The 13,368-nt window shown below is 43.0% G+C and carries 8 protein-coding genes; 1 reads left to right on the top strand and 7 read right to left on the bottom strand.

Annotation, left to right across the window (positions count from 1 at the left end; all coding sequences use genetic code 11):
- Positions 1 to 1,518: collagen-like protein (locus tag EBQ12_RS14005; RefSeq protein WP_164511656.1), on the top strand; the 1,518-nt coding region annotated here is incomplete at its 5' end.
- 31 nt (positions 1,519 to 1,549) lie between these two features.
- Here the strand turns inward: EBQ12_RS14005 and EBQ12_RS14000 are convergent.
- The 7 genes from EBQ12_RS14000 to gltB all read right to left on the bottom strand — a co-directional run bounded on the left by EBQ12_RS14000 (position 1,550) and on the right by gltB (position 13,246).
- Entirely contained in the window at positions 1,550 to 2,110 is a 561-nt protein-coding gene (locus tag EBQ12_RS14000; protein WP_017358859.1) for a CatB-related O-acetyltransferase, read from the bottom strand.
- A gap of 64 nt (positions 2,111 to 2,174) precedes the next feature.
- Positions 2,175 to 3,542 (bottom strand): MATE family efflux transporter, encoded by a 1,368-nt coding sequence (locus tag EBQ12_RS13995; RefSeq protein ID WP_035703202.1) that lies wholly within the window; start codon positions 3,540 to 3,542, stop codon positions 2,175 to 2,177.
- 19 nt (positions 3,543 to 3,561) lie between these two features.
- On the bottom strand, positions 3,562 to 5,046 hold the full coding sequence (gene dacB, locus EBQ12_RS13990) for a D-alanyl-D-alanine carboxypeptidase/D-alanyl-D-alanine endopeptidase (protein ID WP_125590418.1): 1,485 nt from the start codon (positions 5,044 to 5,046) through the stop codon (positions 3,562 to 3,564).
- A 131-nt stretch (positions 5,047 to 5,177) separates the two neighbouring features.
- The gene (locus EBQ12_RS13985; protein WP_125590416.1) at positions 5,178 to 6,158 is read right to left on the bottom strand and encodes a pectinesterase family protein; all 981 of its coding nucleotides are present in this window, start codon (positions 6,156 to 6,158) and stop codon (positions 5,178 to 5,180) included.
- 99 nt (positions 6,159 to 6,257) lie between these two features.
- Positions 6,258 to 6,950 (bottom strand): DUF421 domain-containing protein, encoded by a 693-nt coding sequence (locus EBQ12_RS13980; RefSeq protein ID WP_039963925.1) that lies wholly within the window; start codon positions 6,948 to 6,950, stop codon positions 6,258 to 6,260.
- 223 nt (positions 6,951 to 7,173) lie between these two features.
- Positions 7,174 to 8,658, bottom strand: coding sequence for a glutamate synthase small subunit (gene gltD / locus EBQ12_RS13975; RefSeq protein WP_047946545.1), 1,485 nt, complete (start codon positions 8,656 to 8,658; stop codon positions 7,174 to 7,176).
- Positions 8,659 to 8,674: 16 nt separating this feature from the next.
- A complete protein-coding gene (gene gltB / locus EBQ12_RS13970; RefSeq protein WP_125590414.1) occupies positions 8,675 to 13,246 on the bottom strand; it encodes a glutamate synthase large subunit in 4,572 nt (1,523 codons plus the stop codon).
- Positions 13,247 to 13,368: the final 122 nt, after the last annotated feature.

The raw sequence follows: 13,368 nt of genomic DNA, 5'->3' as shown, positions 1-13,368 counted from the left end.
GATACTGGCCCTACGGGAGCCACTGGAGTTACTGGTGCTACTGGTCCTACCGGTGCCACCGGAGTTACTGGTGCCACTGGTGTAACTGGAGATACCGGGCCTACCGGTGCGACTGGTGTAACTGGTGTAACTGGAGATACCGGGCCTACCGGTGCGACTGGTGTAACTGGTGATACTGGCCCTACCGGTGCGACTGGTGTAACTGGTGATACTGGCCCTACCGGTGCGACTGGTGTAACTGGTGATACTGGCCCTACCGGTGCGACTGGTGATACTGGTGCAACTGGTGATACCGGACCTACCGGTGCGACTGGAGTAACTGGAGATACTGGCCCTACGGGAGCCACTGGAGTAACTGGAGTAACTGGAGATACTGGGCCTACCGGAGCCACTGGAGTAACTGGAGTAACTGGAGATACTGGGCCTACCGGAGCCACTGGTGTAACTGGAGATACCGGGCCTACCGGTGTAGGATTAACAGGAATTGAAGCGTTTGATCCGGTAGTAAGTCCTACTTACCCGGTAGGGCAAGTAGTGACCTTTAATGGCAGTACGTATGTAGTAAATACTGCACCACCGACAGGTACACCAGATACTTCCCCAGACTACACATTACTGGCTGCAGCAGGATCAACTGGAGATACTGGAGTAACTGGAGATACCGGACCTACTGGTGATACCGGTCCTACTGGTGCCACTGGTGTAACTGGAGATACTGGTCCAACCGGTGCCACCGGAGTTACTGGATCCACTGGAGATACCGGACCTACTGGTCCAACCGGTGCTACTGGTGATACCGGGCCTACTGGTGCCACCGGAGTTACTGGAGCTACTGGAGATACCGGGCCTACTGGAACCACTGGTGTAACTGGAGATACCGGACCTACTGGTCCAACAGGTGATACTGGTGCAACTGGTAATACCGGACCTACCGGTGCGACTGGTGTAACTGGAGATACCGGACCTACTGGTGCGACTGGTGTAACTGGTGATACGGGTCCTACCGGGCCTACTGGTCCAACAGGTGCCACTGGAGGCACCGGTCCAACTGGAGCTACTGGAATCACTGGTGCCACTGGAGGCACCGGTCCAACTGGAGCTACCGGTCCAACTGATACGGCACTTTATGCTGGAAATACAACAGGTCCTACAATCATTACTATTGCTGGTGGTACGAACATTGCTTTACCAAGTAATCAAAATATTAATGGATTTACGCCGAATGGTTCAAATGATACATTCACAGTCCAGCAAACAGGTAAATACTATATCACATATCAAGTAAATACCACTACTGCACTTTTAGTGAGCACAAGGCTATGGTTGAATGGATCAACTGCTATTCCAGGTTCAATTCAGTCCTCTGCCGTATCCACAACTTTTTTGAGCAATACAGTTATTGTCAATTTAACAGCAGGAAATACAATTTCATTACAATTTTTCGGAGCGATTGTAACAGCCATTCTAATAGGTGGTGGTGCAACCGGTGCATCACTTACCATCATCAGACTCAGCTAAGTGAAACGAAGATAAAAAAAGAAAGGCTCTGTCAGCCTTTCTTTTTTCTATCTTCAATTACGCTTATACAACGGTCAATATCAGGAGATTGCAAGAGGTGAAAAATAGACTGTATGAAAGAAAACTCTAAATTCCACCATTCTAATAACTGAAGTTTTTCAATGATATCCGAAGAAAACCGATATTTCATGAGCCGCTGCGGGTTCCCTGCGACAATCGCATATGGAGGCACATCTTTTGTAATCAGACTATTTGCTCCAATGACTGCCCCGTTTCCTATCTGTACTCCTGACATGATTGTTGCTCCATATCCAATCCAAACATCGTGCCCTATACACACATCCCCTTTTGATCGTGGATGTCCTTCAATATGGGCAGCATCTGTGAAAATTTGATTGAAGGGATATGTGGTGACCCAATCTGTTCGGTGTTCACCACCAAGAAAAACTTTTACTTCGTTTGCGATGGAACAAAACTTCCCTACATTCAGCGTTGTTCCTTCTCCCCACGTCAAGACTTGAAAATCTGGTCCGGCATAAGTGAAGTCACCGATATCATACGAACTGAGCTCACTTCTTTGATTTAAAAACATAGAAGATCAGACCCCCTACAAAGTAATCGATCTTCGTATGTATATGCCAGATGATAGGCTCACATTATGATTGGACAAGTGCAACGATCTGCTTTTTCTTCCATACCAGTCGATAATAGCCATATTGGAGCAATAAGTTTACAAAAAAGGCTGCAGGATATCCTATCCATATTCCTTTGATCCCAAGCGATGTATGGTGTGATAGCACATAAGCCACTGGTACTTCAACAAGCCAAATGGAACAAATACTAAAGATGGTCGGCCATAGAACTGTGCCACTTGCTCTCATTGTGGCTGCAACGATTTGTGCCGTTCCAAAAATGAGATAGCTCCATAGGGTAATCACGACCAAACTATATGCAATATCAATCGTTGCAGGATCTGTTAAAAAGATAGATAAAATTTGTGGTGCGAAAATATAGACGAAAATAATAATCAATCCGCCTATCGCAAAGTTTAGCCCCAGCCCAATTTTAATGACATCTTTCAAACGATTCATGTTTCCTGCGCCAATGAATTGTGCGGCGAAGATAGAAACAGCAATACCAAGGCTCACTGCGGGCATCTGTACATAACTTACGACTTGGTTGACAACACCATAAGCTGCGGTCGCCTGTGATCCATAATCGTTGACAAAAGAAATGACAGCAATTTCTGATAAAGAAATGAGAATCATATTAATACTAGAAGGGATACTTAACTTTAATAGCGTTTTTAATAAATCCCCTTTCATCAATAGATGCTTTCTAACCGACGCATCAATGCGCAGCGGGTGCTTTGTTTTATAAAGGTAGATATGAAGAATGATAAACGTAACGATTGTAGAAATCACAGAAGAATACGCAGCACCATATAAACCAAATGCCGGTAAACCAAGCCAGCCGAATAATAAGATCGGTAGCAGTAAAATATTTGTTCCTGTACTAATCATTAAGAAATAAAATGGAGTTTTCGAATCTCCTGTTCCTCGTAAAAAAGTTGTATAGACAAAATAAAGAAATAAGATGGGCATGGAGATGAATAGGATTCTGGCATATGCCGCACTTTCCTCCACAATATTTGCAGGTGTCCCCATCAAATGTAAAATATCTGTGGCAAAAAAACCTCCAATGACAGCTAAAGAAAGTCCGATTAAAAAGGTGAACGAAAGCGTTGTACCGATAATTTCCTTTAACCTCTGCTCATTTTTTGCTCCGTATGCTTGTCCAATCAGGATCGAGCTTCCTGATCCAATCCCAATGGAAAAAGAAACAAGTAAAAAGAAAAGTGGAAAGAATGCAGAAATCGCAGCTACTGCATCCTCTCCAATCCATCTACCGACAAGCACAATGGAAACAAGCTGTCCAATTGATTGCAAAATATTGCTTAATAAAAGTGGAATTAGAAAGATCGACATGGTTTTTACTAAAGATTGATTATTATCTAACGTCATGATGGTTCTCCTTCTCTGTCTAAAGATCCTCAGCTAACATGCTGACAATTCGGTCTTCTATCTCTTTTCCTTTTTCGTCATCAACGAGATGATTCAATAAGATGGAAAAAGCAAGCGTTTTTCCACTCTGCGTTTCAATATATCCAGATAGTGTGCTAACCGTTGATAGCGTACCTGTTTTTGCACGCACTTTTTTTAGTGTAGCTGGTTCTTTCAATCTGTTTCTTAATGTACCTCCCACCATACGCTCACTTGCCCCAGCTAACGGAAGTGCATGGACATAGGTGTTAAACCATTTTTCCTTTTGAATGTTTGTCAAAAATAAAGTGAATTGGTTTGCAGAAACAAGGTTAATGGGTGATATGCCTGATCCGTCTCTCAACACAGTCATAGATGCATCGATGCCATAGGCTGGAAGACGTTCATTCAGCACGTCAAGCCCTTTGTCAAAACTTCCTTTGTTCTTTACCCGCTTCCCAAGTTCTTTTAACAGAATTTCTGCATGTGTATTGTTGCTTAATTTCATCATCGGAACAAGAAGATCGGATAAAGGCATTGATGAATGGGAAGCGATTTTTTTCGATTTTTTAGGAACTTGTTTTGTTTTGAGTGGTCCTTTCAGCTGAATCCCCTCAGCCTTTAATGCTCGTTTCATTAAGTCTAAAGCATACGTTGTCGGTTCCCATAATGCGACCCATTGTTTAGACGAGGATGCTTTTAGCGGAATCGTCCCAGTCAGTGTAATTTTGTTTGTACCGTGAGAGCGTTTAAAAGATATTTTCTTCTTTCCGCCTTCTGGCACAGTTTTCACTTGATTGATAACTTGAGCGACGTCAGTCTTCGGGATCATCTCATAGCTGGCCTTCTGCCCTGCTTTCTTTCCCGGCTTAACTTCGAGAATGATCGTTCCTGCATCATAATCCTCATTCGGTGAAGCAGTAAGAGCAGATATTTGAGCGCCGTAATATTGATCTTCATCACTCCACGGCAGATCGATGGAATACCTTGTGTCATCAAACCAAGTATCATCAGCCGCAAGCTGTCCACGAATCGTATGTATTCCGGCCTTTTTGACTTGTTTGGCTAATGCGGCAAAATCGCTTTCTAACAATGTCGGGTCTCCAGTGCCTCGGAGATAAAGATTGCCGTGCAATGTTTTCTTTTGGATTGAACCATCCATCCAAACGTCTGTTGGAAAAGTGTGTGTTTCACCCAGTAGATCGAGTGCGATAGCAGATGTGAGTAGTTTCATATTAGAAGCAGGAGTCAGACGGATGTCCGCTTGATGTTCATAAAGAAGGGAAGTGTCAGAAGTATCGCGTACGCTGATGCCAGCAATTGCGCCCTCTAGATCAGGTGCTGTTCGAATGAATTCGTCTAAGGAAGTGATCCATTTTGATTGATCATCATGAGCTGTTAGTTGTTCATCTTTCACTGAAAAAGGGAGAAATAACATCGACAAAATACATAGTTGTAAAAACATGACCTGTGAGAAACGTTTCACGCAATCCCTCCTTTTTAGAAAAGCAGCCAAATTTAGCAGATTATGTTCATTATACACAAAAGAACGTTTGTTCTCAAAGGTTTTTTAAACAGAAAAGTCAGCTTTCTTTGACGAAAACTGACAAGCCTCTTTTACCTTTTTTCAGGATTCCAGCCATCGCTTCCGCTAAGCGCGGCTTGAACGGTGATTTGACTTGCTTCGTTTTTTGTTAATATCGTTGACCACTTCACCCGGTTTGCCACATGACTCCCTGCGCCCGTTGATCCATATTCTTGATATCTAGCCGTTTTTTCGTTGTCTTTGTTATCCCAGTTATGCCATCCCTCAGCTTTAATATGTTCATCCATTTTTGTTTGGAGGAACGTGACAGCCGAATGAGGTCTCCACGGACGGCCTAAGTACACAGATTGAGACGCAGCCGTTCCTTTATTTAATGTGGAATCAATAAAAACGTAGCCATACTTTTGCGCTTCTGTTGTGGATGCCGCTGTAATATACCCATGTCCAAGACTTTTTATTTCAGCTCTTTTAAATACAGCCGTTGCTGAACCAAATATGAAGTCAACCGTGCCCTCGATATAGCAATCTTCATAATACTGTCTACCTGTGCCTGTGGCATATAGTGTATCTTGATAACCGAGAACACGTACGTGTTTAAACACAGCCCGGTCCCCGGATACATAAAGGGCAACCGCCTGCCCTGCGTTTCGGCCAGCTGTATTTTGAAACGTGATATTTTCTGCGTAAAAATGATTTGCCCGAATCATTGTACTAGAGCTATTGGTTGTGCTCCCGCTGCTTGCATTTGTATCATCATACGTCAGAATCGTCTGATACTGATTTTCTCCAATAAAGGACACATACGGCTTATTTTGCGGAAGAAGAATCTTTTCTTTATACACACCATTTTTAATATATATCGTCGTTTGCTGTTGATTGTTCACTGGTATCGCATCAATGGCAGATTGAACCGTTCGAAATGTCCCATTTCCTTTTTGATCGACAATAAGCACGCGGTTTGTTTGATGGTTGTGTCCAGCTGCTTGCGCATAAGCTGAGTCAAAAAGCAGTAATGCCAATACCATCATCAGCAGTCGTTTTCCATACTTCATCACACATCTCCCCCTTATATTGTGAACGTTTTCATTGATGTATTCTTTTTGATCCTATTCAGTGATAAAACAAAAAAACACAAAAAAACATCCACTGTGTTAGGTTGTGGATGTTTTTTCATATTTCATCGCATAAATTCCTTCATTTTCAATCCATTCACAAAATAGGACGTCTTTATAGGAGGAAATGTGCTGTTTTTTCAATTGCTCTCTCAGCCACGCTTCATCAAATCCAGCTTCCTTTAAATCTTTTCTTAAAATCTCTCCGTCGATAATAAACGTTCTAGGCAATGTGACTTCTTTTCCTTTCACGTTCACATCTTCGGCTGTAGCTGGTGCATACTTCATTTTCGGAAGCACACTCACAGACCCATCCGTTTCCAAAATGGCATATTCAATTTCATTAAGAGCAAAATGCCCTTTCGCCCGAACCAGTGTCTGTAGCTGATTTAAATCGAGCATATTTTTCTTTAATCGATTGTAGTGAATCTTTCCTTTATCAATCACAAGAGTCGGTCTTCCTTCTAAAAAGGCGCGAATGGATTTGAATTTTTGTGAAAGCCATTCAACTGTGTAGATTAAAACGCCCCAGACTGCAACTGCAAAAAGGATATGTAGCACGCTGACTTCTGGATCAAAAATGGCGTTACCGACCATCTCCCCTAAAATCAGTGCAGAAATAAAATCAAACGGCGTGATTTGTGCAAATTGTGTTTTCCCTAATAGCTTTGTAATGGAAAATAAAGCAAAAAATCCGATAAAGAGTTCAATCAAAATATTAAAAAATGGCACACATATACCTTCCTTTCTCACTGCATGTACTTACAGCATGTACAGGAAAGGAAGGTTCTAAACCATTTATGAAGGCAGTAAAATAAAGACGTCGTCTTCCTCAAGCGTTTTGTTAGATCCATCATCTAGAATTTCAAATCCCATCATGTCTGAATCATAAAAAGCCATGACCACTCTTTGGTCATGGCTTTTCTCTATATATGGTAAACACCTTTTGTTTGACCTATTTTGGCAGAACCGAACTCCCCATTAAATAACGGTCTACCTCATGCGCCACTTGTCTGCCTTCGTTAATTGCCCAGACAATCAAGCTTTGACCGCGTCTTGCATCTCCCGCTGCAAATACGCCTTCTACATTCGTTGTATATTCCCCATATTTTGCGTCAATCCGATTGTTTTTGCTGTCCACGCCAAAGTGTTTCACTAGTGGCTGTTCAGTTCCCTCAAAACCAATCGCAATAAAGACTAGCTGAGCTGGCCATACCTTCTCTGTTCCTGGAATCTCATGAAATTCAAACTTCCCTTGTTCGTTTTTCACCTTTTCCATTTGAATGGTATGAAGCTCTTTTAACTTCCCATTTTTATCAGCCACAATCTTTGTGGTTTGAATCGAATATTGGCGCGGGTCTTCTCCAAATTTTGCTTGTGCTTCTTCGTAAGCATAATCTAGAGAGAAGACATAAGGTTGTTCTGGCCACATGTTATCCCCTACACGTGTATCTGGAAGCTTTGGATGCTTTCCGAATTGAACAACACTTTTTGCTTTTTGGCGAAGTGCAGTTGCGACGCAGTCAGCGCCTGTATCTCCTCCGCCAATCACAATGACGTCTTTCCCTTTTGCGTCAATAAAGTTTTTATCTTTGAATCCTGAATCAAGCATGCTTTTTGTTGCGAGTGTTAAATAATCCATTGCCAGGTGAATCCCTTTTGCTTCCCTGCCTTCAATTAACAGGTCACGCTGCTTTTGTGCACCTGTACAAAGGATGACCGCATCAAATTGCTCTTTCAGTTCATCAGCCGTGATATCCACACCAATTTCTGTATTGGTCACAAAGTCAATGCCTTCTTGTCTTAAAAGTTTGACTCTACGCTCAACGACTTCTTTGTCGAGCTTCATATTCGGAATACCATAAGTGAGCAGTCCGCCTAGACGATCAGATCGTTCAAACACGGTTACAGCGTGTCCTGCTTGGTTTAGTTGGTCTGCACTTGCCATTCCTGCTGGTCCTGATCCGACAATTGCGATCTTTTTCCCTGTACGACTTGAAGGAATTCTTGGTGTAATCCAGCCATTTTCAAAACCTTTATCAATGATCGTCCGTTCGATATTTTTAATCGATACTGCTGGATCATTGATCGCGACGGTACATGAGCCTTCACAAGGTGCTGGACATACTCTTCCAGTAAATTCAGGGAAATTGTTCGTTTTTTGTAGTCTTTCAAGCGCTTCTTTCCATCTGCCCCGGTAGACAAGGTCGTTCCATTCTGGAATTAAATTGTAGATCGGGCAGCCAGAAACGCCGCCCCTGATCTCCATCCCAATTTGACAAAACGGTGTTCCGCAATCCATACATCTAGCACCCTGCTGTTTCAATACCTCATCTGTATAAGGAGCTGAATATTCTTTCCAGTCATTTTGACGAGTGAGAGGGTCACGTTCATTTGGCTTTTCTCTTTTATAATCCATAAAACCTGTTGCTTTGCCCATTGTCCTCTCCCCTTTCTTAATGAGCGACGGCTGCTTTTTGCCCGTTTGCCGTTTCTTTATTTTTCGGTTTTGTGTTTGCTTCAAATGCGAACATAACAGCTTCCTCGTGGCTGAGGCCTGCTTGTTTTTGTTCCTCAATGCTTTGAAGCATCATTTTGTAATTTCTCGGAATGATCTTAATGAATTGATTCTTTTCTTGTGCCCAGTTCTCTAGAAGCGCTGCTGCTTTTGAGCTGTTTGTATAATCAAGGTGTTCCTGAATCATTTGCTTCACTTCTTGTTCTTCTTCGTGATCTGTGAGTTTTTCAAACATGATCATTTCCATGTTACACATTCTTTTGAACTGTTTTGCATCGGATGTATGCACATAAGCGATACCGCCAGACATCCCTGCGCCAAAGTTCTTCCCAACGTCACCTAAAATGACAACACGTCCGCCAGTCATGTATTCACAGCCGTGATCACCGATTCCTTCAACGACCACATTGACACCTGAATTACGAACGGCAAATCGTTCACCTGCACGACCGTTAATATACGCTTTTCCGCTTGTCGCGCCGTAAAATGCAACGTTACCGACAATCACGTTCTCATGTCCATTTTGTACAAAGTGATCAGATGTTTTGACAGCAATTTTGCCTCCAGAGAGTCCTTTGCCGATATAGTCATTTGAGTCACCTGTTAAATATAAAGACATCCCCTTTGGAACAAATGCGCCGAAGCTTTGTCCAGCTGAACCAGTGAACCGAAGTGTGATCGTATCCTCTGGCAGACCTTCTTCTCCGTAGCGCTTAGACACTTCACTGCCCGTAATCGTTCCAGCTACACGGTGAATGTTGCGAATGTTTAGTGACAGATCAACCGGTGTTTGATGATCGAGCGCTTCCTGTACATAAGGGAGAATCTCATTCATATCCAGTGATTCATCAATTTTATGATTTTGCGGCGTTCTGAATGTGCGTGGTCCCTCTGGCTGATATAGCAGGGTTTCAAGGTTCAGCTGTCCTGCTTTCCAGTGTGCTTTTGCTCTTTCACTTACTGATAAAACATCCGTACGCCCAATCAATTCATCCATTGATGTAAAGCCAAGTTCAGCTAAAATTTCTCTTACTTCCTCTGCAATAAACATCATGAAGTTGACAATGTGATCAGGGTCACCCATGAATTTTTTGCGAAGTTCTGGGTTTTGAGTAGCGACTCCGACTGGGCAAGTATCTAAATGACATGCTCTCATCATGACGCATCCTAATACGACAAGTGGAGCTGTCGCAAAGCCGTATTCTTCTGCTCCTAAAATCGCAGCCATGACAACGTCGCGTCCTGTCATTAATTTGCCATCCGTTTCAAGAACGACTCGCTCTCGAAGGCCGTTTAAGACAAGGGTTTGATGCGCTTCTGCCAATCCAAGCTCCCAAGGAAGTCCTGTATGTTTAATACTTGTTTTCGGAGAAGCTCCAGTACCGCCATCATATCCACTAATTACGATGACATCCGCTGTCCCTTTTGCAACACCTGCTGCAATCGTTCCAACGCCAGCTTTAGAAACTAGCTTGACACTGATGCGTGCGTCACGGTTTGCGTTTTTCAAATCATGGATCAATTGAGCCAAATCCTCGATTGAATAAATATCATGGTGAGGCGGTGGTGAGATTAGGCCAACACCTGGCGTAGAACCACGTACGTCTGCGACCCAAGGATATACTTTATTCCCTGGCAGTTGTCCGCCTTCTCCAGGCTTTGCACCTTGCGCCATTTTAATTTGCAGTTCATCTGCATTGACTAAATAATGACTTTTCACACCAAAGCGGCCAGAAGCAATCTGTTTAATTGCACTTCTGCGATCATCCCCGTGCTCATCTACTGTGAAGCGTGCAGGGTCTTCCCCGCCTTCTCCGCTGTTGCTTTTGCCGCCAATTCGGTTCATCGCAATCGCCAGTGCTTCATGCGCTTCTTTACTTAGTGAACCAAATGACATCGCACCTGTCTTAAAGCGGCGTACAATGGATTCAGCAGATTCAACTTCTTCTAGACGAACTGGCTTTTGTTTTGAACGAAAAGCAAATAGATTTCTAAGGAAACCAATTCGTTCTTCATCCGCCGCCTTCGTATATTGCTTAAATAGATCATAATCTTCGTTGCGGCATGCCCACTGAAGGGTATGAATGGTTTTTGGGTTAAAGGCATGATGCTCTCCATTTTTTCTCCACTGGAACTCACTGCCTGATTCTAGCGTTTGATCTGTTGATGCCTGATACCCAGCCTCATGACGAAGCTTTGCTTCATTTGCAATGGTGTCAAGATCAATACCGCCTAGCTGAGAAGCTGTTCCTGTGAAATACGCCTGGATGACATCTTCACTAATGCCGACCGCTTCAAAAATTTGTGCGCCTCGATAGCTTTGGACAGTGGAAATTCCCACTTTAGACATTACTTTAACTACGCCCTCAGTCACACTTTTCCCAAACTTTGTGACAGCTTCATCAAAGCTAATCGCAATCGCTTCTTCAGCAATAAGCTGTTTGTATGTTTCGTAAACGAGGTACGGATGGATCGCATCTGCACCGTAGCCAATCAGTGCGGCAAAATGATGAACCTCTCTTACTTCTCCAGATTCGACGATTAAGCTCACCTTTGTTCGTAAGCCTTGACGCACAAGATGCTGATGAAGTGCACTCAATGCAAGAAGTGGTGGAATCGGCACTTTTTCTTCCGTCATGTCACGATCAGAAAGAATTAGTAAAGATACCCCTTCACGAATGGCTTTTTCTGCCTCTTCAAACATCGCATCAAGACCGCGTTTTAGGTCATCAGTGAAAAGTGTATGAATCGTTTTGCTTTTAAAGGCGTTATGAACAATCGTTTTCAAGCCGTTGAACTGCCCGCTTGTTAAAACGGGTGTATAAAGTTTAATTCTTCGGCATGAATATTCATTTGGATGTAAAATATCTCCCTCAGCACCTAACCAAGTCATGGTCGATGTGACAAGCTGCTCACGAATGGCATCAATTGGCGGGTTCGTCACTTGAGCAAACAGCTGTTTGAAATAAGAAAACAGCGACTGCGCACGATCTGATAACACAGCAAGCGGTGTATCACTTCCCATCGAGCCGATTGGGTCCTTGCCTTCTTCTAGTAAAGGAATTAAATACTTTTGAATGTCTTCGTACGTATAATGGAAAGCACGCTGACGCGTTAACAAATCACTCATTATACTAGAATTTTCTGAATTTTCTTCCGAGCGATTGACGTGAACCATTTCTTCATCGAGCCATTTTTGATAAGGAAGTTCATTCGCAATCGAAGATTTCACTTCTTCATCCGAAATAATGCGTCCTTCTTCTAAATCGATTAACAGCATTTTACCTGGTTCAAGACGGTCTTTATACTTCACATCTTCTTCATTTGTGTCGATGACGCCGACCTCAGATGAGAAAATGATATGATCGTCATTTGTCACATAGTATCTCGCAGGTCTTAATCCGTTACGATCTAAGATGGCGCCGATTTGTTTACCATCCGTAAACGAAATCGCTGTCGGGCCATCCCACGGCTCCATTAATGAACTATGGTATTCATAAAATGCCCGTTTCTCTTTAGACATGTGCGTATTCTCCGTCCACGGCTCAGGAATCAGCATCATCGCTGTATGAGCAGGAGTACGCCCTGCAAGCACGAAAAATTCAAAGGCATTGTCTAAAATGGATGAATCACTTCCGTCTGCATTCAGCACTGGCAAAATCTTGTCTAGATCTTCTCCGAAGGCTTCAGACACGAATTGTTGTTCTCTTGCTCTCATCCAATTGATGTTCCCTCTTAATGTGTTAATTTCTCCGTTATGAATTAAGTAACGGTTTGGATGCGCTCGTTCCCATGTCGGGAATGTATTTGTACTAAATCTTGAATGAACGAGTGAAAATGCAGAAACAAATGTTTCATCCTGTAGATCAAGATAAAAAGCATCGACTTGATCTGATGTTAAAAGCCCCTTATATACGATGGTTTGACTCGACAGGCTGACAAAGTAAAATTGTTTTTCCTCTGCTGTTCCCCAGTTTTCAGCCTGCTTACGGATGACATATAGTTTTCGTTCAAATGACAAACGGTCTGTAATGTTGTCGTTTGCTCCGATAAAGACCTGTCTCACAACCGGACAGCTCTTCGCTGCGACAGTACCAATTTTCCCTGCATCGACAGGAACCGTTCTCCAGCCAATTAATGTTTGACCTTCTTGTTTAATGAACCCGTTGATTTTCTGTTCAATGGCGTGACGCGTTTTTTCGTCATCATCTTTTGAAAAGAAGACCATTCCTACCCCGTAACGGCCCTTTTCTGGAAGTGCAAATTCTTTGCAGTTCTTTCTAAAGAAAGCGTCTGGCAGCTGTACCATTAAACCGGCACCATCACCTGTATACGGATCACTGCCTTGCCCGCCGCGGTGATCAAGCTGGCACAGCATTTGTAATCCCTTTTTGACGATGCTATGTGTCGCCTCCCCTTTTAAATGGGCGTACAGTCCGATTCCACATGCATCATGTTCAAATTCAGGACGGTAGAGACCTTGTGGTTGTGGTAGTTGATTATAAGTCATCGTTTCTCTCCCCCGTTTAAAAGATCCGTTTTTCACAGTAATAAAATCTCACAAACTCTGTAACTTATTTTAAGTTTTCAAATTGATATAAACAATATATAATTTAGATCAAAACAATCTCT

It is taken from the genome of Bacillus sp. 2B09 (genome assembly GCF_003946835.1).
GTDB lineage: Bacteria > Bacillota > Bacilli > Bacillales > Bacillaceae > Bacillus > Bacillus altitudinis.
Note: the sequence above shows the minus strand (reverse complement) of the source record. Positions and strands in the feature narration are given on the sequence as shown.